Source organism: Marinobacter sp. (assembly GCF_033722195.1).
Classification (GTDB): domain Bacteria; phylum Pseudomonadota; class Gammaproteobacteria; order Pseudomonadales; family Oleiphilaceae; genus Marinobacter.
Genome location: NZ_JAWVZL010000009.1, coordinates 19,860 through 41,171, shown reverse-complemented (window position 1 = coordinate 41,171; position 21,312 = coordinate 19,860). Strand labels below are relative to the sequence as shown.

Sequence of the window (21,312 nt, the reverse complement as noted above, 5' to 3'; positions counted from 1 at the left end):
GCGACCCGCCCGGTCACGTCTGGCGTATGGGGCGGCGGGTACTGGAATGGCAGATGGGCCATATTCTTCCAGAATAATCCCCGCCGGACCGTTTCAAAATGTTGCCCGCCGGCGCTGCTGCCGGGAAAGCAGCTTATCAGGAGAGCATAGCCGAGATCCGGCGGGCCGGAGCCAAAAAAAACGCCCGCAGGTGCGGGCGTTTTCACAAGCAGTCCGGGCTTACGCCAGGTTCTTGTTCACATAGTCCCAGTTCACCAGCTTCCAGAAGGCTTCCAGATAGTTGGGGCGGGAATTGCGATAGTCGATGTAGTAGGCGTGCTCCCACACATCGGCGGTCAGTACCGGCTTGTCCGCGCCAGTCAGCGGGGTTTCGGCGTTGCTGGTGTTGGTGATGGCAACACTGCCGTCAGGCTTCTTCACCAGCCAGGTCCAGCCTGAGCCGAAGTTGGCCACGGCCTTGTCATTGAACTCCTTCTTGAAGTCCTCGAACGATCCGAAGGCCTTCTCGATGGCGTCCTTGGCGGCACCGGTGGGTTCGCCACCGCCGTTGGGGCTCATGCAGTGCCAGTAGAAGGTGTGGTTCCAGACCTGGGCCGCCTGGTTGAACAGGGTGCCGCTGGAGCTCTTGATGATGTCTTCCAGGGACTTGTTGGCGTGGTCGGTACCCTCGATCAGGCTGTTGAGCTTGGTCACATAGGCATTGTGGTGCTTGCCGTGGTGGTACTCGAGGGTTTCTGCGGAGATGTGTGGTTCCAGTGCGTTCTTTTCGTACGGCAGTGGAGGAAGTTCAAATGCCATGAGGTCGTTCTCCCTGTTTCTCTCAATTGACCACGTTTGACCCCGGCGGGATCGCCCGTGATGGGTTTATTGACTTTTATATGCGAAACAATAACGCAAATGGCTCACCGTTACACGGGGTGGGCCCTTACAGAAGGCCGGCGCTGGCCCTCGGCGTGCGAGCGGGCGCGGCGGAACGGGGGTCCGCCGGCGCGGTCCTGTAAAGATCGGGGCTGGCAGACCGGATTTCAACCCTGGGGACGATTCTGGCCTGACCGCCGGTTCAGCGAGCAGCTCAGGACCGGTGCGCCCGGCAGAAATTCGGCGCAGTTGCGCACCCGCCACACCAGTTCCTGGTAGTCGTCTGCCAGCACGTTGATATGGCCCAGTTTGCGACCCGGTCGCTCGGCCTTGTCGTAGAGGTGAAGGTGGGTATAGGGCAGCTCCAGGACCCGCCGCAGGTCGCCGTGTTCGCCAATGATGTTGACCATGCAGCTCACCCCGCGGGCACTGACATCCCCGAGGGGCTGGCCGGTGATGGCGCGGATGTGGTTCTCGAACTGGCTGGTGGCGGCGCCTTCCATGGTCCAGTGGCCGGAGTTGTGGACCCGGGGGGCCATCTCGTTGGCCACCAGGCCGGTGTCGGTCTCGAACAGCTCCAGGGCCATTACGCCCACATAGCCGAGCTCGTTCATGACGGTACGGATGTAGCCCTCGGCACTGCTGCGGATCTCCGGATCGAGCTCCGGTGCCGGCGCGATGGAGTAGCGCAGGATGCCCTGATGGTGCACGTTCTCTGCCATGGGGTAGATGGCCAGCTCACCGTCCTCGCCCCGCACTGCAATAATGGACACCTCGCGGCGGAAATCCACGAACTTTTCCACCATCACCCGTTTGTGGCCGATGGCCGCCCAGGCTTCAGCGGCCTGTTCGGGCGACTGCAGCACCGCCTGGCCCTTGCCGTCATAGCCCTCGGTATTGGACTTGGCCACCACCGGGCAACCCAGCTCCTCGGCGACCCTCTGCAGCTCGGCCGCGCTTTCGGCCATGCGCCATTCCGGCGTGGGAATACCCAGGTCGCCGAACAGGGTTTTCTCCGCCTCCCGGTTCTGGCATACCTGCAGCGAACGTGGCGTGGGATGCACCGGCACCGTCCTGGCAATGATCTCGGCCACTTCCACCGGCAGGTGCTCGAATTCGTAGGTGACCCGGTCCACCCGGCTCAGGAAATCGGCAAGGTGCTCACCGTCCCGGTCGATGATGATCTCCCCCAGTCCCACGCTGGGGTGGCCGGAGAGGTCATAGAACACGAAGGTGTTGGCCAGGGGGTAGCCTGCCAGGGCAAGCATGCGCCCGAGCTGGCCGGCGCCAAGTACGCCGATTCTCATAGGGATACTCCGGATGTTGGCGTTGCTGGCGTGGCTGGCAGTCCCATGACTCTTACCTCGGTTCGAAGCTTGCTGTGAGTATAAACCGGCAGCCGGTCCGACTGAACCGGGCTCAGCCCTGACGCGGGTCCGGGTTGTCCAGTACGCTCTGGGTCTGGCTGGCGCGGAAGGCATCCACGGCGCCGCGCACGGTGTCGTCGAAGGTGCCGATGATCTGGGCCGCCAGCAGACCGGCATTGGTGGCGCCGGCGCGACCGATGGCCAGGGTGCCCACGGCGATGCCACCGGGCATCTGGGCGATGGACAGCAGCGAGTCCAGGCCGTTCAGGGCTTTGGACTGGACCGGTACCCCCAGTACCGGCAGCGAGGTCTGGGACGCCACCATCCCCGGCAGGTGGGCAGCGCCACCGGCGCCGGCAATAATCACCTTCAGGCCCCGATCCGCCGCGGTCTTGGCGTAGTCGAACAGCAGGTCCGGCGTGCGATGGGCGGACACCACGCGGGTTTCATAGGCCACGCCGAGCTTGTCGAGCATCTCGGCGGCATGCTCCATGGTCGGCCAATCCGATTTGGAGCCCATAATAAGGCCAACAAGCGGCTGCATAGATCAGGTCCTGAGCGTCTTCGGGAAAGCCGGACATTGTATGGACTGGCCGGGATCCATGCAAATGGCACGATGGCTGGTGGCGGGGGCCGGCGCAGTTTCTACCCGCCATTTGGTGGCTTGCCGGCAAGGCGGTATTATCAGCCACTTATGTCTGCTGTAGCGTCACCAACCCAGAGGTAACTATGGAACCCATTCGTCCCGACGACGATGAGCTCAGAGCCGAACCCCGCAAGACGGCTCCGCAACGGCCCGAAGCCGAGAAACCACAGCCACCCGCGGGCCGCCCCGCCCCCGGTGCCGACAAGCCCCGTGGCGGTGGCGGGCGAGGCAATGGCCTGCTGGTCTTGCTGCTTGTGGTCGTGGCGCTGGCGGCTGCGGCTGGTTGGTACCAGCAGCAGCAACGCATCGAGGCCATGAGCGCCCAGCTGGAGGAGGCCGATTACTGGGCCCGGCAGAGCAAGCTGGCGCTGGCAAGATTCGAGGGCGAGTTGTCCGAGACCGGCGAAACCCTTGAGGAGCGCGGCACCAGCATCGAGCAGCGGTTGCAGGACCAGAGGGCGCTGATCGAGACCGCCAACAGCGAAATCCGCAAACTCTGGGTGCTGGCCAACGAGCGCAATCGCGCTCAGCTGGAAGCCCAGGGCAAGGCCATCGAAACGCTGACCGGGAAGGTCGACGGCAACAGCACTGCGATCGATTCCCTCCAGACTGGCCTGGCCGAGGCCAGGAGCCAGCTTGCCAGCCTGACCGAAAACACGGCCGCCCAGGGCCGCCGGCTGGACGCCCAGGCCGCCCTGGACAGCGAGCTGCAGGCTTCGGTGGACGCACTTCGCAAAGAGCTGAATGGGGTCAATGCCCGGGTTGAGCAGCAGCTGCAGCGGTTCGTTCAGGAGCAGAAACTGGCCGCCGGCGGTCTGGAGGGCCGGGTGAGCGCGCTGGAGAAGGATCTTGCCGAGCTGGAGCGTGCCCAGGCCCGCATCAGCCAGACCGAGGCGCGTCTTGCCGAAGTGGAGAACGCGATCGATTCCATCGATGCGGCCCGGGCCCAGCTGACCGCCCGCCTGGTGCGCCTGTCCGAGCAGGTGGACCAGCTCAGCAAGACACCCTGAAGCCGGGTTTTTAGCTGAGCGGGGCCGGTGAAGACGCCGGCTCCGCTCCCTGTAACGCTTTGTATCCAGCCCTTGCGTTAGCTCTCATTTCGGCCTCGCGGCAGTTGCTATCATCGGTCCCCAGATACCGACCGAAGAGATGCGCCGCCGATGATCCCACGCCTATACCCCGCCGCTCCCCGCTGGTCCCTGGTCCTGACTGTGCTGGCCCTGGGGCTGCTGTCCGGCTGTACCGTCTACCAGTCCATTGGCAAGAGCACCGGGGGCTTCCTGCATCCGGTGTCCGGCCCGGATTTCGTGCATATTGCCAACGACCAGTGGAGCCGGGACAACGCCCTGATCTATTTCTACCGCCCCCATTCCCAGTGGGCGGCGGATGAGATCGAGTCCCCCAGCGTCTACGTGGACGACCACCACTACTTCAACTTCCGTAACGACAGCTATACCTGGCTGGAAGTGGCCCCGGGCGAGCGTCACATCGCCATGCGCCGGCCCTTGCTGGGACTGGAGGGCCTCAACAGCTTCAGCCTGAGTCTGATCGCCGATGCCACCCTGACGGTGGAGCCGGGGCAGATCTACTATCTGCGCTACAGCGAAGTGTCCACGCCGGAAACGCCCCATCCCGCCCTGGACCCGGAGCATCCGCTGGCTCAGGGCGACCTGCGTCTGGTGACCCGGGAGGTGGCCATGGGACCGGACGAAATCATGTCCACCCGCTTTCTGAACAGTGACATGCTGGCGCCCAACCATGCCGCCACCTCCCTTGTGGAGGTGAACCAGGACGATGACTACGAGCGCGACATGGCCGCCCTGGAAGAGGCCCGTGAAGAGGAAATCGAGCGTCTGAAGGCATCGGGCCAATACCGGGAAGCACCCTGGTACTGGCCGTTCGGCGGTGGCCCCACGGTGCCGCTGGAATCCGACCGCAAGATCCGTGAGCGCGAGCAGGCTTACTCACGGCTGGAGAAAGAGCGGGAAGCGGCCGAGGGCGATGGCTGGTGGATCTTCTGATCTCCGCCCGGCCCCCAGGCGCGACGGCACGATTGGCCGAAAAAACCGCCTCTCCGGCAGCCTGCACAATTGTCTGACAGGCACCTCAAGACTAGACTTGTCTCACATCCTGTGGAAGAGGTTGTCGGTTATGTCTTTGAGGCAGTCAGTAGGCCAGCGTCTGGCCCATCTTGCCGACGAGTGGGGCCCGCGGTTGCGCCGGGCCGTGGAAGAAGGCGTGAGCCAGGCCAGGGAGCGGCTTGACCGGCTGAACTGCTCGCTGGCGGATAAGGCCCTGCCGGAGGATCGCAAGACCCGGATCGGCCGGCTCGAGCTGGAGCGCAAGGCGAAGTTGGCGGGGCAGGGCAAGCGGGCGAAGAAGGCTCCGAAGTCACCGGCAAAAGCCGGAGCCCGCAAGCAGAAGGCCTGAACTTTCCGGGTCCGGAAACGGCAGCTGGAAAAATCTCGGAAAAGATTTGACAGTGCCATCCAAATGCTTAAAATGCGCCTCTCACTTGGTTGAGATGGCAACGCCAAATCAAGCAGGTAGCCGAAAAAATGGGTGGTTAGCTCAGCTGGGAGAGCATCGCCCTTACAAGGCGAGGGTCACTGGTTCGATCCCAGTACCACCCACCATTTTTCGGTAGCTCCGGTTTCCCAAACCGGGTGCAGGTTCTGGCGGCAGCAGCTCGCCGGAACACAGTGGAGCGGTAGTTCAGTTGGTTAGAATACCGGCCTGTCACGCCGGGGGTCGCGGGTTCGAGTCCCGTCCGCTCCGCCATCTATTACGCTAGTAGCGAATTCCCGGGTGGTTAGCTCAGCTGGGAGAGCATCGCCCTTACAAGGCGAGGGTCACTGGTTCGATCCCAGTACCACCCACCATTTTTCCTCTTCATTTCCGATTCGACGCCAACCGCTCCTGCGGTGATTTGTCGTGTCTGGCGTTTGGCTAATTCCCCTCTCCCCTTGTGGGAGAGGGCCAGGGAGAGGGGTAGGCGCCACAGGCGCCCAAAGCGAAAACCTAGCGCCCAATCAGCGACTGCCCGCACACCCGCACGGTATTGCCGTTCACACCGGTGGAGGCAGGGCTGCAGTACCAGGCGATGGTTTCCGCCACGTCCACCGGCAGGCCGCCCTGGGACAGGCTGTTCATGCGCCGGCCGGCCTCACGGATGGTCAGCGGCATGGCGGCGGTCATCTGGGTCTCGATAAAGCCCGGCGCCACGGCGTTGATGGTCATGCCGTTCTTCAGCTGGGGCGCCAGCGCCTCCACGTAGCCGATCACGCCGCACTTGGAGGTGGCGTAGTTGGTCTGGCCAAAGTTGCCGGCAATGCCGCTGATGGAGGACACGCAGACAATCCGGCTGTTCTCCCGAAGCAGCTCCCGCTCCAGCAGGGCGTCGTTGATCAGCTCCTCGGCGGTAAGGTTGACCGCAATCGCCATGTCCCAGAAATGCTCAGGCATGTTGCCCAGGGTCTTGTCCCGGGTGATACCGGCGTTGTGGATGATCATGTCCAGGCCGTCGTAGCCCTTCTCGACAAAGTCGGCGATGGTCTTGGGTGCCTTGTCATCGGTAATGTCACAGGCAAGGGCCTCACCGCCGATGCGCTTGGCCACCTTTTCCAGGTCCTCCTTGGCGGCGGGGATGTCCAGCGCGATCACGGTGGCGCCGTCCCGCGCCAGCACTTCGGCAATGGACTCGCCAATGCCTCTGGAGGCGCCAGTCACCAGAGCAACCTTGCCGTCCAGCGGCCTGGCCTGATTGTCCACGGTCACGGTGCCGGCGCTCTTGCCGATGCGGACGCACTGGCCGGACACGTAGGCCGAACGAGACGACAGGAAAAAGCGCACGGTGGAGTCCAGTTGCCGGGCGGCGGTGCTGGCCATCCAGATCAGGTTGGCGGTGGCGCCCTTCTTGCCGATCTCCTTGGCCACACTGCGAACGAAACCTTCCAGTGCCCGTTGCGAGGCGGCCTGGGCCGGCTTCCGGCAGTTGCCGGGATCCAGTCCGATCACCAGCACCCGCCCGTTACGGCCCAGCTTGCGGATGGTTGGGTGGAAGAAGTCGTAAAGTGCCCGCAACTCCCTGGTGTCCTTGATGCCGGTGGCGTCGAACACCAGCGCTTCAAAGCTCTGGCTGATCTCTGCGGTCAGGTCCACAGGCCTGCTTTGCTGGCCGGCGCCAGCGGAGTCCACCAGGGTCTCGACACTGTCGGCGTGATGCAGGCTGGCGTCGGTGCCGGCCAGCAGGCTGCCGACTTCCTTCACAGCCTTACCGCCGTTTGCCGCCCCCAACAGGACATCGCCGGTGGGCAGGGATTCGCCGGGTCCATCCTGGCGCCGGAGGGGGACCGGGGAGGGCAGGCCCAGGGACTGGGCGGCGGTCTTGCCGAAGGGGGTGTTGACGAACTTGAGGTAGAGATCGGACATGGTAGGTTCCTTATGCTTCCTTGGCCAGTGAGGCGCGATCAACGATGTGGACTGGCAACCATGTTAGGGTAAACGTCTGAATTTGGATTGACTGCACCCAGTATGGCCGGTGTCAGGGATGCCAATGAGTGACCGCGACTGGGCGTTAGACTGCAAAGCTTCAAGATATCGATTCCGCCCGCAGGCGCACCACGACAACTGAACAGGACGACATTATGGCACAGACCAAAAGCAGCACCCCCAGCAAGACACCGGCGAGCGCACCGGCCATCCGTCGGGTTGCGATCATTGGCGGCAATCGCATTCCTTTCGCCCGCTCCAACACCGTCTACAGCAAGATCAGCAACCAGGAGTTGCTGACCGCCGCCCTGCGCGGCCTGGTGGATCGTTTCAAGCTCCAGGACAAGCGCCTGGGCGAAGTGGTGGCCGGTGCGGTGATCAAGCACTCCCGAGACTTCAACCTGACCCGTGAATCGGTGCTCAGCGCCGGCCTGGCGCCGGAAACACCCGCCTACGACATCCAGCAGGCCTGCGGCACCGGTCTGGAGGCGGCCATCCTGGTGGCCAACAAGATCGCCCTGGGGCAGATCGATGTGGGTATCGCCGGTGGCACCGACACCACCTCAGACGCCCCCATCGGTGTCGGCGAGGGTCTGCGGGAAATCCTGCTGGACCTGAACCGCGCCAAGACCGCCGGCGAGCGCCTCAAGGCCATAAGCCGTTTCCGCCCCAAGCACCTGGTACCCAGCATTCCCGAGAACAGCGAGCCTCGTACCGGCATGTCCATGGGCGAGCACTGCCAGGTGACCGCCCATGAGTGGAGTATTCCCCGGGAGGACCAGGACAAGCTGGCGCTGGAGAGCCACAAGAAACTGGCTGCCGCGTACGAGGAAGGGTTTTTCGAGGACCTGATGACCCCCCTGGCGGGACTGGACCGGGACAACATCCTGCGGTCGGACACCACGCTGGAGAAGCTGGCCTCCCTCAAGCCCGTATTCGATCGTGAGCGGGGCACCATGACCGCTGCCAACAGCACCGCCCTGACCGACGGTGCCTCCTGCGTGCTGCTGGCCAGCGAAGACTGGGCCCGGGAGCACAAGCTGGAGGTTCAGGCCTACCTGACTTTCGTGGAGGTCGCGGCGGTGGACTTCGTCGACAAGAAGGAGGGCCTGCTCATGGCCCCAGCCTACGCCGTGCCCCGTCTGCTCGAAAAGGCCGGCCTCAGCCTCCAGGATTTCGACTTCTACGAGATCCACGAAGCCTTCGCCGCCCAGGTGCTGTCCACCCTCAAGGCCTGGGAGGACCCCCGTTTCTGCAAGGAGCGGCTGGGCCTTGACAAACCCCTCGGCAGCATCGACCGGGACAAGATGAACCTCAAGGGCAGCAGTCTGGCCACGGGGCACCCCTTCGCCGCCACCGGCGGTCGCATCATCGCCACCCTGGCCAAGCAACTGGCCCAGAAGGGCAGTGGCCGTGGTCTCATCTCCATCTGCGCCGCCGGCGGCCAGGGGGTTACCGCGATCCTGGAGCGTTGATTCCGAAAAGACGCTGAGTTGCCGTTGACTTGTACGGCATGGACTCGTAACATGCCGTTCCTCGTCGACAGGTGCCAAGTACCGACGGCGACAACAGTTTTATTGCGGGGTGGAGCAGTCTGGTAGCTCGTCGGGCTCCCCAACTTGCAAAAAGCCGAAGGGAGTTCTCAACCTTCGGGTTCTGAGCCGACCCATCAGGGAAGCTCAGAGTTAGATGTGAGCACAAAGTTTTATTGCGGGGTGGAGCAGTCTGGTAGCTCGTCGGGCTCATAACCCGAAGGTCGTAGGTTCGAATCCTGCCCCCGCTACCATCTTTGAAAGGCCAGTCTTCGGACTGGCCTTTTTTATTGCGCGCCCCACAAGCCCCGGCCATTGCGCAGGCCTGAAAGGCCCTCAAAGCCTGGTCAAATGATTACGATTTCTCCATTCCTCAAACTATCATGAACAGGATGTCACATTTTCTTGTGCCATTTTCTCATTAGCTTTCCGCTTTCACTCCCGCCAGTTATATAAAAATGTTGATTTCATTTCTTGTAAAAAAGCGGCGCCAGCCGTCATTCATCAATGGTTTAGGCAACTTGCTGTGACAAAAAATTGACAAATCTGTAATCGAAAAAAAGACGTACCGCACGCACACTGCCCAGCTGATTTCATAAGATTTCACAAAGTCGTCGGAAAAATGGTGCGGAAGTATGCTGAAGTGCGTCAATAAATCATTTTCCAGGATTTTTACAGTATTTGGCTTGGTGCTTGTTCTTGCGGGTTGCGGCGGATCCGGTGGTGATACCGCCAGCACCGGTACGGCCTCCACAGGCCTGGCCAAAACCGCTTCCCTGAGCTGGAACGCGCCGGCCACGCGGGTCAATGGCGAGGGCCTGGCAATGGGAGAGCTGCAGGGCTACGTCATTCTTTATGGCCAGAACGCAAACAACCTGGACCGTCGCATAGAGATCAATGAAGCCAGCACCATGGATTACACGGTCGCCAATCTGAGTAACGGCCGCTGGTACTTTGCCATCCAGGTCGTGGACGTGGACGGCCTGGTGAGCGCGCCGTCCGAGATTGTCAGCAAGACCATCTGACCGGGTGGCCGTCAGTGCCTTCCGAACGGCGATCGCGGGGCTGCCACCGGCAGCTTCAGGGTAAAGGTGGAGCCTGCACCTTCCTCGGACTCCACCTTGATTTCGCCCCGATGCTTCTCCACCACGACGTTGACAAATGACAGTCCCAGTCCGGCGCCGTGATTGCCCGACAGTTCGCTGCTTTTCTGGCGGCGATAACGGTCGAACAGGTACGGCAGTTCGTCGGGCGCTATGCCCACCCCCTCGTCACTCACCGTCAGGCAGGCCTGGTGGCCGGCCTCGAAAACCTGGATGGTGACGGTGGAGCCGCTGTCGCTGTATTGCACCGCGTTGGTGAGCAGGTTGATCACCGCCCGCTCCAGCAGCTCGGCGTTGCCGCTGAGCCAGATATCCTCATTGCCCAACAGCTGCAGGCGAATGCCTTTCTCCGCCGCCTGCTCGCTGACGCTGTCGCGGGCATTCTCGACAATGGCGAGAAATTCGCACTCATAGAACCGGGTTTCGGTGAGCTGTTCGGCCCGCGCCAGCTGCACGAACTCCTCCGCCAGCTGGTAACTGCGCCGGGCCAGGCGGCCAAGCTGGTCCAGCTGGCCCGCCTCGATGGCCTGGGGACTGCGTTTGAGCTGCTCGATCAACGCCAGCTGGGACACCAGCGGCGAACGCACGTCGTGGGAGATGAAGTCGATGGCCTCGCGATGCTGGCGTTGCTGGGCCCGCAACTCGGAAATATCGGCGATATTGGCAATGATGCCGCTCTGGTGACTGTCCGGCAGGTCGAAGGGCGCGAAGTGAATCAGGAAATCCTTGCCCCGCACCCGCAAATCCACCGTGCGGCTTTGCTGCAGGGTCAGCGTCTCGGACACCGTCTTGTGCCAGGGTGGCGTCTCCCGGGGGTCATGGCCCTGCAGCAGGCGGGTCAGTGACATGCCGATGAGACTCGGGCGGGGCTCGCCGAACCATTCCTCGATATGACCGTTTGTGAACTGGATGATGGCCAGGGCATCCGCCACGATGATGCCGTCCGGCATGCGCTCGAAGCTGCGGCTGATGAAAGCCTGCATGCTGTTGAGGCGCTCGGTGGCCTGCCGCACCCGCTCGATACGGCCGGAAATGTTCTCCCGGATCTGGTGTGGCCGCAGGGCGGCCCGGCGGTTGGCCAGGGCAAGGCGCTCCAGGTAGCGCTGGCTGGCTTCCCGGGTGAGGGAGTGGGGCAGCAGCAGGCCCAGGTCGTAACTCTTGCTGCCTCGCTGCAGTCGGATCCAGCTCTGGTTGTTGAGGTGGACCCATCGGCCCGGCACCGGCAGGCTGGGGCGGTCCTGCGCTGTCAGGTTGTCACAGCTCAGGACGTCGTCGCCGTCGGACAACCACCAGCCCCGGGCCTGCAGCAGGTGCCGGAGGTGCTCCAGCAGCTGTGCCGGGTGCCGGCTGGCGGGTTCTGACAGGTTGAGCTGCCGGCCCCGGCCAAGGGCGTCCAATTGCCGGTTGAGAAACTGGTTGGTCATGGACAGCCGCCGGGCGCTCCAGACCGGGAAGGCAAGCACCGGCATCAGCAACGCCATGGCCACCGGCACATGGACACCCCCGAACAGCAGTGCGGCCGCCATTGCCAGCATCAGGGCCGCAGCCAGCCCCAAGCAGACCGACAGGGTCTTGGAGGGCCGCAGCCGGGGCAGGCTGATCGACAGCAGCAACAGGACCAGGGCCGGCAGCCACCAGCGGATGCTGCCCTCCAGCCGGTGGATCAGGGCGTCGGTCTTCAGGGCAGAGTAGGCGCTGGCGTGGAATTCGACCCCCGACATGGGGTCGGCGTGGCCGGAGAATGGGGTTGGCAGCACGTCACCAAAGCCGGCCGCCGTGGCACCGACGAACACGGTCTTGCCGGCAAAACGCTCGGGCCGGGGCGGGTTGTTCAGTACCTCGACATAGGATTCGGTGGGCAGTGTACCGGCACGACCGGCCAGCGGTACGGCAACAAAGTCCCGGCGTACGTTGATGAACGGCGCCGCCTCCTCGGCCGGCTCGGCACCGGTCGGGGTGGCGATGCTGTTGAGCTGGTGGGCCGCCAGGCCCAGGCTGGGCCAGAGCCGGTCGCTGAGGCCGTTGTAAAGGTACAGGCCCCGGGCCAGGCCGTCGGTATCCAGTTCCACATGGGCGTGGCCCAGGGCGGCGGCGGCCTCGGTTAGTGGCCGGGCGGGCAGGACGTCGGTGATCAGCCGGTTGCTGGCCGGTGGCGCCAGGTGCAGCGCCAGCACCACCCGCTGATGCTCGGCCATGGCGGCGGCAAAGGCGTGGTCTTCAGGGCTGGGCTCCGGGAAGAGCACGTCGAACACAATGGTGCGGGCACCGGCCTGGTCCAGTTTGCGGACCAGCTCGCCGTGGACACTGCGGGGCCAGGGCCAGCGACCGATCTGCTCGAGGCTCTGCTCGTCGATACCGACAATCACCAGGTCGTCCGCCGCGGCCGCCGGGTAAGCGGTGATCAGGGCGTCATAGAGCCAGCGGTCGAGCCGCTCGGGAGCTTCGGTCTGGTTGATCAGCAGCAGTGCCGCAATGAGGGGCAGGGCCAGAGTCCAGGATATGTATTGAGAGAACAGCCAATCCCGTTTCATGGGCCCCGTGTCACTTTGGAAAGATTTCGAGGATCACTCGATAAACAGCTCCCGTCCCGGCCCCCAGCGGCTCGCCAAAGGCCCTTCGGACAACGCCTTCAAGCGTACAAAATACCGCCTACCCGGAATCAGGCGCAAGGCTGCGGTAGTATCTCCGACCGTCGCTTCCTTCACAATGTTGCGGAAAGAAGGGTCCTCCGCCAGCTGAAGCAGGTAGTTGTTGGCGGTGTCCACCCGCTGCCAGAAGATGCGGACCTGGCTGTCGATGTAATTGATGTTGATAATCCGGGCCGGGGGCAGCGTGCCGTTCACCACTACCGCGCGGGGTTCAGTGCTGGCCACCGAGTTACCACCCGCTTCGGTCACCACCCGCCAGTAATACTGACCGGGGCTGAGGGGGCGGGAGGGCAGGGCGCTGGTGTCCTCGGCCCATTCGCTGCTGGCCACCAGGGTGCCGAAATCCTCGCGCTCGGACACCTCCAGACGGGCCACCTCGTTGCTGCTGCGCAATTCCCAGCGGAACTCCGGCATGTCGTCGTCGACGGTGGCGCCGGGGGCCGGCGAGACCAGTTCGGCGGCCATGGCCTGGAGTGCAACATCGATCTCCTGTTCCGAGGCCAGGCCCGGCACACCGCTACCGGTCAGAGCCGACACCTGAACCCGGTAGCGGCCGTTATCCAGCTGCCCCAGGTCCATCGAGGTGTCCTGGGTGCGTCGGCTCAGCACCGGGTGCCCGGTTTCGGCGTCAAACACCTCCAGCTGGTGGGCCGGCGCGCCATCGTCGGCCCAGGCCAGCGTTACCGGCAGCCGGGTGAGCTGGTCCGGCAGGGGCTGGGTCTGTGGTGCCGGCGGCAGGCGGCGGATATCCAGGAGCCTGGGCGTGCGCGCGTCTACAGTGGCACTGTAGCCGGCAGGAATCGGCTGGCTCCTGCCGATCGGGCCGAAGGCTACCGTGCCCTCGGTGACCCGCAACCGGCTGACACCGCTGGTGCTTTCCAGAGAGAAACGGGTGCCCCGCACGGCGGAAACGGCGGAGGGGGTTTCGATCTCGAAGCGGGCGCCGCCCTCTACCAGCGGCTCCACCTCGGTGCTGACCTGGCCCCGCTCCAGCCGCAGCCGGGTGTCCACCATGCCGCTGCGGCCATACTGGGTGAGCCGGTTCAAGATCAGGTGACTGTTGGGGTGAACCCGCACGGTGGAGCCGTCCGCCAAGCGCAGCGTGGCGTTGCCGCTCTGGGTAACCACCTCATCGCCGGCCCGCAGCAGGGCGCTGGCCTCAAGTGGCAGGGTCTGGCCATTACCGCCAAGGCGGATGTAACCCTGGCCCGAGGCGGCCACCAGGGTGGCTGGCTCCGGCTGGCGCTTGAGCCAGAGCAGGGGGATGCGGATCCGGTCGCCACCTTTGAGCAGGGCGGGGTTGCCAATGCGGTTGTACTGGGCCAGTTGCTGGCTGGTGTACTGGGGCGACAGCAGGTCCGATGCCACCTGCGACAGCGATTCGCCCGCCTGCAGGCTGTAGCGCCACTCCGGGCGGTCGTCGCCCATCGGCGCAGCGTAGCCGGCATGGGACCCGGTGGTGACCGGAAGTTCCGCCCGTGCACCGGTACACACCAGAAAGACTGCCAGCAGGGTCGGCAGGACCCTGTTGATGCCCGCTGCGATCATGCCGTCATGCATCCAGGGCCTGGGGCTCGTCGGTCTCTGGCGCGCCAGCGGGCGCCACGGCCATGGCCTCCAGGCGGTAGCCGCGCTGGTAGATGGTCTTGATGCGGAAGCCGTTCTCCGGGTTCAGGCCCAGGCGGCGTCGCAGCCGGCTCATGTGGGTGTCCACGGTGCGGGTGTTGATGTCGCGGCTGACGCCCCAGACCCGCTCCAGCAATACATCCCGGGTCAGCAGCCGGCCCTGGTTCTTGAACAGGAACAGGGTCAGGTCGAAATCCTTGTCAGTCAGGGTCAGGGCGTCCCCGTGCAGGGTAATGATGCGGCTGCGGGTGTCGATGCGGAAGGGGCCATAGGCCAGGATTTCCTTGTCCGCATCCGGGTTGGTGCGGCGGGCGAGGGCGTTGATGCGGGCCATCAGCTCCGCCGGCCGGGCCGGCTTTGAGAGGTAATCGTCAGCGCCGGCGTCCAGGGCCTGGACGATGTCCTGCTCGCCATCCCGCTGGGTCAGAAATACCACCGGGATGGGCCAGTCCAGTTGCGCCCGTATCTGGCGCAGGACGTCCACGCCGGTCATGTCGGGGATCTGCCAGTCCAGGACCAGCAGGTCGTAGCTGCGGTGCTGAACCGCGCTCAGGAACGACTGGCCGGTGCCGAAGGCATCACAGTGATGGCCTTTTTCCGCCAAAATCGACTGGATATGCTGGGCCTGTTCCGCTTCGTCTTCCAGCAACGCAATTCGCATGAAGCTACTCCCACTCCCAAGATAACCCGACACAAAGCGACGGCAAGTCTATTGATACGGATCCTATTCTGCCAAATCCCGGGGCCCGGGTCCGTGTCATTCTGTAGATTTGCGTAACAACGGGGCCTGCCCGGGATCGTTGGGCAGCGCCGGTTTGCCGTCCAGGTCGTCTACTGTTTGTCGGCAACCGGGGTAATTGCTGCAGCCCCAGAACCAACCTTTTTTGCCCTGCCGGCGCACCAGGGGTGAAAAACACTTGGGGCAGGGTATTGGTTTCTGGCCGGTACCGTCGTTCGGCATAGAGTTTTCCAGGGGCCGGGTTCCCTTGCAGGCCGGGAAGCGTGTACAGGCGTGGAATTCGCCGAACTTGCCGCTGCGTTTACGCATGGGGGCCCGGCATTTGGGGCAGTGGATGCCTTCGGCAACCGGCGCTTGCCCGGCCGTCGCCGCCGGCGTTGCACCCGGGTGAGTCGTGGTCCCCGCCTGCTGGATGAAGGCCCGGATCTGCTCCTTCAGCGCAGCGATGAAGGCTCTGGGATCGCCCTCGCCCTGGCGGATCTGTTCCAGGGTGGCCTCCCAGCGGGCGGTCATGTCCGGTCGGCTGATGGCCGCCGGCAGGGCGCCGATCAGGGCCTGACCCTTGGCGGTGGATTTGATGAAGCGGCCCTCCCGGTTCAGGTAGTCCCGCCGGAACAGGGTCTCGATGATGCTGGCCCGGGTGGCCTCGGTGCCCAGGCCATCGGTTTCCCGCAGGGTCTTGCGCAGCTCTTTGTCGCTGACGAAACGGGCGATGTGGGTCATGGCCGAAAGCAGGGTGGCGTCGGTGAAATGCTGGGGCGGCTGGGTCTGGCGCTCGGTGACTTCGCTGCGCTCACAGAGCACCGGCTCGTCCTTGTCCAGTCTGGGCAGTGGGGTGCGCTCGGCGTTGACCGCGGCCTCCCGTTGCCGGAGCTCCAGGCTCTTCCAGCCGGCACTGAAGACGGCCGTTTCCGACGCCCGGAAAGCGTGCTGGCCAATACGGATCTCGAGCCGGCCCTCCAGGTGGATGGCGTCAGGGTGAAACTGCATGAGGTAATAGCGGGCCACCAGTTCGTAGATTTTCGCCTCGGTAGGGCTTAGGCGGGCCGGGGCCAGGCTGCGGGCCGTGGGAATGATGCCGTGGTGGGCATCCACCCTGGCGTCATTCCAGGCCGCCGAGCGCAAGCTGAGGTCAGCGCTGCCGGCGGCCCCCTCCAGTTCCGGGGCCACCCGGGTGATGGCGTTCACCACACCCTGGCGCTGCTCGAAATGACCTTCCGGCAGGTAACGGCAGTCCGAGCGCGGGTAGGTGATCAGCTGGTGCTTTTCGTACAGGCTCTGGGCCGTGTCCAGCACGTCCTTGGCGGCCATCTGGAACAGTCGCCCGGCCTCGATCTGCAGCACCGAGAGTGACAGCGGCAGCGGTGGTGGCTCCTTGCGGTCACGGAAGCGGGATTGGGTGACGGTGCCCGGGCGGCCTTCGATGTCGGCGGCGATGCGCGTTGCCACCTCCTGGTCCAGCAGGCGGTCGTCCTCGTCCAGGTAATCCCGATAGGCCTCGTCCACCAGCCAGCGGGCGACGAAGGGTGTGTCGTCTTCGGCTTCGGTGGCGCGGCAATGGGCCTGGATCCGGAAGAAGGGCCGGGGCTCGAAGTGGGCAATGGTCTGATCCCGCTGAACCACCAGCCCCAGCACCGGTGTCTGGACCCGCCCGACCGAATACACCCCCTGTTCGCCCTGCTGCCGGTAATTGAGGGTGTAAAGCCGGGTCAGGTTGATGCCGTACAGCCAGTCGGCGCGCTGGCGGGCGAGGGCGGAATGGGACAGCCGGCGGAAAAGACGGTTGTCCTCGGGCCGGCTGATGGCGCGGGCGACGGCCTGGGGCGTGAGGTCGTTGATCAGCACCCGCTCCACCGGGCAGGTGGCGCCGACATATCGGATGACTTCGTCCACCAGCAGTTGGCCTTCCCGGTCGGGGTCGCCGGCGTGCACGATGCTGCTGGCCTTGCGGATCAGGCCGGAGAGCACCGTCAGCTGTTGCCTGGCGCTGTCCCTCGGGGCGAGCTGCCACTGGTCCGGGAACACCGGCAGGTCCGCCAGGTGCCAGCGCTGCCAGCGGGGATCGTACTGGCCCGGTTCGGCGGGTTCCAGCAAATGGCCGATACACCAGCTTACCACCACGGCGTCATCGCCCTGGCCGCAGCGCAGGAAACCCTGGCCTTTCGCCATGGGGCCGGGCAGGGCAGCCGCGATGGCGCGGCCCAGGCTGGGTTTTTCAGCGATGAACAGGCGCATGGGGTATCAGCGGCCGGCACCGGTCCGGCTTCCGGGTGGTGAACAAGGGACAGGGAAGATGGCCAATCCGCCGGGGAGTGTCAAGCAGTCCAGCGCTGGCTGGTGTACACTGCGGGCAAGGGCTGAACAGTGCCGGGGCCATGGTCAGGACGGGTCATCCGGTATCAGCCGCACCTTCGAAACGATCGATTCTGGAGCAGTCTGGCAATGTCCATGCAACAGGCCATAGAGCAGAAACTGAACGCCGAGTATCAGCCGGTCCACCTGCAGGTGGAGAACGAGAGCCACATGCACAGTGTGCCGAAGAACTCGGAAACCCATTTCAAGGTCACCCTGGTGGCGGAGGCTTTCGAGGGGATGGGCAAGGTCAAGCGTCACCAGGCCATCTACCGCACCCTGGCCGCGGAACTGGCCGGAGGCGTCCACGCGCTGGCCCTGCACCTCTACACGCCCGCCGAATGGGCCGAGCGTCAGGGCACGGCGCCGGATTCGCCCCAGTGCATGGGTGGCTCCAAGCGCGACCCGGCGCGTCAGGCCTGAGCGGGGAGCCGATATGAGCCAGTTTTTCCAGATTCACCCGGAAACCCCCCAGAAGCGGCTGATCAACCAGGCGGTGGAAATCCTGCGCCGGGGCGGGGTGGTGGTCTATCCCACCGACTCCGCCTACGCCATCGGCTGCCATCTGGGTGACAAGCAGGCGGCGGACCGCATCAAGCGCATCCGCCGGCTGGACGACAAGCACAATTTCACCCTGGTATGCCGGGACCTGTCGGATATCGGCACCTACGCCAAGGTGGACAACACCCAGTACCGGCTGCTGAAGAACTTCACGCCCGGCCCCTACACCTTCATCCTGCCCGCCACCAGCGAGGTGCCGCGCCGCCTGATGCATCCCAAGCGCCGGTCCATCGGCATGCGGGTGCCGGACAACGCCATTGTGCAGGCGCTGCTGGAGGAACTGGGCGAGCCGATCATGAGCAGCACCCTGATCCTGCCCGGGGACGAGCAGCCGATGACCGACCCGGAACTGATCCGCGACCGTCTGGAGCACGAGCTGGACCTGATCATCGACGGCGGTTTCTGCGGCGCGGAAGCCACCACCGTGGTGGACATGACCGATCAGATTCCCGCCGTGACGCGGGTGGGCAAGGGCGACCCGGCGCCGTTTCAGTAAGCCGGCCCAATCAAGCCGCGCCGGCCGTGGCCAGGCATGGGCGAAGGGCCCAGGGCTGGTCAGGCCTGGGCATTGAAACTGAAGGCGTAGCCACGCTGACCACCGGCGGCTTCGACCTGCTCCGAGCTGACGGTGCGGCGAAGGCTGTCGTAGCGGTGGACCAGGTCCTGCAGGCCATTGAATTGCTGATTCTCGCTTACCAGAGTATCCAGCAGGGGGTTGCTGACACCGTAGGCGCGATTGAGCTTAACCGCGGTGTCCACGAACGCCAGGGTGGGCTCGTTGACGCTGAGGCGGCTGAAGGCCTCGCGGAACGGCTTGTTGTTGTTTAGATCCTGCTCGATTTGCACCCGGGTGTTTTCCGGTAGCCGTGCGCTCAGGCTGAGCCTGCCGTCAGCGGATTTTTCCAGGCCCACCCGGGTGGCCGGGTTCAGGTTGTACTCGGCAAGTTTGTGCCGCAGAGTCTCTTTGACGAAGGCAGAATCCTGCCCCACGTCAGTCTTGTACTGCTTGACCGCCAGCCGGGACCAGGCCTTGGGCAGATCGCCGCCATTCAGGGTGACGTCGCCGTCGCGCTTGCCGCTGGCCTGCTCCGGAGCCTTGGCGGCCGGCGCTGTGCCGGCCGCCGGCGTGGCCTGGCCGCGCTGCTCGGTGGCCTGCAGAAAACTGGCGCTGGCGCGAGCCAGCGAAGTGAGTAGTGACACAACGAACCCTCCCGTGCCGACGTAAAACAGACGTTTTCCAGGGTATAAGCAGTTTTCGCGCCAAAAAATTCTGAACGACTCGGGATACCGACCCTATGACACCTGATCAAAAGGACCTCTGGTTTTTGCCGCTTGGGGGATGCGGCGAGATCGGCATGAACCTCAACCTCTACGGCCATGACGGCCAGTGGCTGATGGTGGACTGCGGCGTTACCTTTCCCCGCCCCGGCGAGCCCGGGGCCGATTCCGGCGCCGACCGGCTGATGGCGGACCCCGCCTTCATCGCCGACCGCCGGGAGCAGCTGGCGGGCCTGGTGATCACCCATGGCCACGAAGACCACATCGGGGCGGTACCCCTGTTGTGGCCGTTGCTGCGCTGCCCGGTTTATACCAGCCGCTTCACTGCGGAGATCCTGCGCCGCAAGCTGGCGGAATTCGGCTTGCTGGAGCAGGTGCCGATCTTTCAGGTGGCGGTGGACGAACGCCGCCGCATCGGCCCGTTCGAGGTGCAGTGGCTGGCCCTGACCCATTCCATTCCCGATCCCAACGCCCTGATGATCCGCACCCCCGCCGGCAGCCTGTTCCACAGCGGTGACTGGAAGCTGGACGATCACCCGGTGCTGGGCCATGGCTATTCCCCTGCCACCTTCCAGGCACTGGGCGAAGAGGGCGTCGAGGCCATGGTCTGTGATTCCACCAACGCCCTGGTGGCCGGTCACACCCATTCGGAAGGCCAGCTGCGCCACGGTCTTCGGGAAGTGGTGGCTTCGGCACCAGGCCGGGTGGTGGTGTGCTGTTTTGGCAGCAACATTGCCCGCCTGCACACCCTGGCGGCGGTGGCACGGGAAACCGGCCGCTACATGGGCCTGCTCGGGCGCTCGCTGATGAACATGGCAGCGGCGGCCCGGGCCGCGGACCTGTGGGACAGCCGCTCCGACCTGATCGAGCCCGGTCACCTGGGCTACCTGCCGGCACGGGAAGTACTGGCGGTGGCCACCGGCAGCCAGGGCGAGCCAAGAACCGCGCTGCACCGCCTGGCGGCTGACAGTCATCCCGACCTGACCCTGGAGCCGGGCGACCGGGTGGTGTTCAGCGCCCGCGCCATACCCGGCAATGAAGACGCCATCCAGCGCGTGGTGGACCGGCTACGGGACAGACAGGTGGAAGTCATCACCGCCGACCAGACCGAGCTGCCGATCCACGCCTCGGGCCACCCGGCGGCGGACGAGCTTCGGCTGATGTACCAGTGGGTGCGGCCCCGGGTGGCGATTCCCGTTCATGGCGAAGCCGTTCACATGGCGGCCAACGCCGGCCTGGCCAAGGCGGTGGGGGTGCCCAGGCAGCTGGTGGGCCAAAACGGCGACCTGTTCATGATCAAACCGGTGGCGGGTATTCGCCGGGGGGCGGCGCCCACCGGTCGCTGGGGGCTGGTGAAAGGCACGCTGACACCGCTGTCCTAGGCGGCGTTACCAGCGGGCCTTGTCCCACATCTCGGGATTGGCCCAGTTGCGGGCGTTGTTCCAGTCCCGCTTGCGGTTGTAGCTGGCCAGGTTGTAGGTGAACAGGGTCTGCGGTGGCGGGCCCTCGAAATGGGCCTGGCGGACAAAGCCCAGGCCGATGAAGTCACTGAATTCGAGGCCTCGATGGTCGTCGCTGAGTGCGGCGATCTGCTGGGTGCCGAAGTTGCGCAGGTGTCCCAGCAGCAGGATTGCCTGCTGCGGGCTCAGGGCTTCCAGGGTGTCGGTCACCAGGGCCAGGTCGTGGGGCCGGGAAAGATCAGCTTCAGCCGCGATGTCCGGCGACTCCGCCACCGCGATCTCAGCCTCCGGTTGGTGGCTGAGCCAGGCCCGGGCCAGTTCCCCGGCGAGTGGCCCGATCGCCAGCAGACGTCTGGGCTGGCAGTGGCTGATCAGGTCCTGCAGCACGCTGGTGGGTGAGGGTGCCATGGTCAGGAATGGCCCAGGGTGGACTGTCTTTCCACCTGCTCGGCATCCTCGGTTTCAGCCTCGGACCGGGCCGCACTGTGTTCCAGGCCCTGGCGGAGTGCGCGGGCGTACTCCAGGACCTGCTGCCGGGCGGCCGCGGGCAGTTGCTCGAGTTCAGCGTTGATCTGGCTCACAACGGACATGGCGTCCTCCTGTCAGGGTTGTCGACGTTATCAAAGTGTACGTCAAACCTGCCCGCATTGG

At 64.7% G+C, this 21,312-nt stretch carries 20 protein-coding genes and 4 tRNA genes; 12 read left to right on the top strand and 12 right to left on the bottom strand.

The genetic code is table 11. The features are described 5' to 3' along the window. Positions 1–219: 219 nt before the first annotated feature. From R3280_RS03260 to purE, 3 genes are all read right to left on the bottom strand, one after another. Entirely contained in the window at positions 220–798 is a 579-nt protein-coding gene (locus R3280_RS03260; RefSeq protein ID WP_318997146.1) for a superoxide dismutase, read from the bottom strand. A gap of 227 nt (positions 799–1,025) precedes the next feature. Next, positions 1,026–2,165, bottom strand: a complete 1,140-nt coding sequence (locus R3280_RS03255) for a 5-(carboxyamino)imidazole ribonucleotide synthase (protein ID WP_318997145.1) — start codon at positions 2,163–2,165, stop codon at positions 1,026–1,028. Positions 2,166–2,277: 112 nt separating this feature from the next. Next, the gene (purE, locus tag R3280_RS03250; RefSeq protein ID WP_318997144.1) at positions 2,278–2,769 is read right to left on the bottom strand and encodes a 5-(carboxyamino)imidazole ribonucleotide mutase; all 492 of its coding nucleotides are present in this window, start codon (positions 2,767–2,769) and stop codon (positions 2,278–2,280) included. A gap of 185 nt (positions 2,770–2,954) precedes the next feature. On the opposite strand from purE, the gene R3280_RS03245 reads away from it, so the two are divergent. From R3280_RS03245 to R3280_RS03220, 6 genes are all read left to right on the top strand, one after another. Then, on the top strand, positions 2,955–3,881 hold the full coding sequence (locus tag R3280_RS03245) for a hypothetical protein (protein WP_318997143.1): 927 nt from the start codon (positions 2,955–2,957) through the stop codon (positions 3,879–3,881). Positions 3,882–4,031: 150 nt separating this feature from the next. Further along, positions 4,032–4,892 (top strand): DUF2846 domain-containing protein, encoded by an 861-nt coding sequence (locus R3280_RS03240; protein WP_318997142.1) that lies wholly within the window; start codon positions 4,032–4,034, stop codon positions 4,890–4,892. Positions 4,893–5,028: 136 nt separating this feature from the next. Further along, positions 5,029–5,301, top strand: coding sequence for a hypothetical protein (locus R3280_RS03235; RefSeq protein ID WP_318997141.1), 273 nt, complete (start codon positions 5,029–5,031; stop codon positions 5,299–5,301). A gap of 130 nt (positions 5,302–5,431) precedes the next feature. After that, a tRNA-Val gene (locus tag R3280_RS03230) sits at positions 5,432–5,507 on the top strand. Positions 5,508–5,575: 68 nt separating this feature from the next. After that, positions 5,576–5,652 (top strand) — tRNA-Asp (locus R3280_RS03225). Between the two features lie 25 nt (positions 5,653–5,677). Then, positions 5,678–5,753 (top strand) — tRNA-Val (locus R3280_RS03220). A 139-nt stretch (positions 5,754–5,892) separates the two neighbouring features. Here R3280_RS03220 and R3280_RS03215 read toward each other — a convergent pair. Beyond that, a complete protein-coding gene (locus tag R3280_RS03215; protein ID WP_318997140.1) occupies positions 5,893–7,302 on the bottom strand; it encodes a 3-oxoacyl-ACP reductase in 1,410 nt (469 codons plus the stop codon). A gap of 215 nt (positions 7,303–7,517) precedes the next feature. Between R3280_RS03215 and R3280_RS03210 the strand changes: the two genes are divergently transcribed. Further along, positions 7,518–8,837 carry an acetyl-CoA C-acetyltransferase gene (locus R3280_RS03210; protein WP_318997139.1) on the top strand — a complete coding sequence of 440 codons (1,320 nt, stop codon included), beginning with the start codon at positions 7,518–7,520 and terminating at the stop codon, positions 8,835–8,837. 234 nt (positions 8,838–9,071) lie between these two features. Continuing rightward, positions 9,072–9,148 (top strand) — tRNA-Met (locus R3280_RS03205). Between the two features lie 194 nt (positions 9,149–9,342). Here the strand turns inward: R3280_RS03205 and R3280_RS03200 are convergent. After that, complete coding sequence (locus R3280_RS03200; RefSeq protein WP_318997138.1) at positions 9,343–9,702, bottom strand: hypothetical protein; 360 nt, start codon at positions 9,700–9,702, stop codon at positions 9,343–9,345. Between the two features lie 16 nt (positions 9,703–9,718). On the opposite strand from R3280_RS03200, the gene R3280_RS03195 reads away from it, so the two are divergent. After that, entirely contained in the window at positions 9,719–9,919 is a 201-nt protein-coding gene (locus R3280_RS03195; RefSeq protein WP_318997137.1) for a fibronectin type III domain-containing protein, read from the top strand. 11 nt (positions 9,920–9,930) lie between these two features. Here R3280_RS03195 and R3280_RS03190 read toward each other — a convergent pair whose 3' ends face one another. The 4 genes from R3280_RS03190 to R3280_RS03175 all read right to left on the bottom strand — a co-directional run bounded on the left by R3280_RS03190 (position 9,931) and on the right by R3280_RS03175 (position 17,245). Then, the gene (locus tag R3280_RS03190) at positions 9,931–12,528 is read right to left on the bottom strand and encodes a CHASE2 domain-containing protein (protein ID WP_318997136.1); all 2,598 of its coding nucleotides are present in this window, start codon (positions 12,526–12,528) and stop codon (positions 9,931–9,933) included. Positions 12,529–12,561: 33 nt separating this feature from the next. Next, on the bottom strand, positions 12,562–14,193 hold the full coding sequence (locus tag R3280_RS03185) for a FecR domain-containing protein (protein WP_318997135.1): 1,632 nt from the start codon (positions 14,191–14,193) through the stop codon (positions 12,562–12,564). A gap of 4 nt (positions 14,194–14,197) precedes the next feature. Next, positions 14,198–14,932 (bottom strand): response regulator transcription factor, encoded by a 735-nt coding sequence (locus tag R3280_RS03180; protein WP_318997134.1) that lies wholly within the window; start codon positions 14,930–14,932, stop codon positions 14,198–14,200. Positions 14,933–15,028: 96 nt separating this feature from the next. Beyond that, entirely contained in the window at positions 15,029–17,245 is a 2,217-nt protein-coding gene (locus R3280_RS03175) for a DNA topoisomerase III (protein WP_318997133.1), read from the bottom strand. A 207-nt stretch (positions 17,246–17,452) separates the two neighbouring features. On the opposite strand from R3280_RS03175, the gene R3280_RS03170 reads away from it, so the two are divergent. Beyond that, positions 17,453–17,785 carry a BolA family protein gene (locus R3280_RS03170; protein WP_318997132.1) on the top strand — a complete coding sequence of 111 codons (333 nt, stop codon included), beginning with the start codon at positions 17,453–17,455 and terminating at the stop codon, positions 17,783–17,785. Positions 17,786–17,798: 13 nt separating this feature from the next. Then, positions 17,799–18,419, top strand: a complete 621-nt coding sequence (locus R3280_RS03165; protein ID WP_318997131.1) for an L-threonylcarbamoyladenylate synthase — start codon at positions 17,799–17,801, stop codon at positions 18,417–18,419. Between the two features lie 59 nt (positions 18,420–18,478). On the opposite strand, the gene R3280_RS03160 is transcribed toward R3280_RS03165, so the two are convergent. Continuing rightward, on the bottom strand, positions 18,479–19,123 hold the full coding sequence (locus R3280_RS03160; protein ID WP_318997130.1) for a hypothetical protein: 645 nt from the start codon (positions 19,121–19,123) through the stop codon (positions 18,479–18,481). 95 nt (positions 19,124–19,218) lie between these two features. On the opposite strand from R3280_RS03160, the gene R3280_RS03155 reads away from it, so the two are divergent. Then, positions 19,219–20,583 (top strand): ribonuclease J, encoded by a 1,365-nt coding sequence (locus tag R3280_RS03155; protein ID WP_318997129.1) that lies wholly within the window; start codon positions 19,219–19,221, stop codon positions 20,581–20,583. A 6-nt stretch (positions 20,584–20,589) separates the two neighbouring features. On the opposite strand, the gene R3280_RS03150 is transcribed toward R3280_RS03155, so the two are convergent. Together R3280_RS03150 and R3280_RS03145 are read right to left on the bottom strand one after the other, a co-directional pair. After that, positions 20,590–21,069 carry a DUF6231 family protein gene (locus R3280_RS03150; protein ID WP_318997128.1) on the bottom strand — a complete coding sequence of 160 codons (480 nt, stop codon included), beginning with the start codon at positions 21,067–21,069 and terminating at the stop codon, positions 20,590–20,592. A 2-nt stretch (positions 21,070–21,071) separates the two neighbouring features. Beyond that, positions 21,072–21,251 (bottom strand): hypothetical protein, encoded by a 180-nt coding sequence (locus tag R3280_RS03145; RefSeq protein ID WP_318997127.1) that lies wholly within the window; start codon positions 21,249–21,251, stop codon positions 21,072–21,074. Between the last annotated feature and the right edge of the window lie 61 nt (positions 21,252–21,312).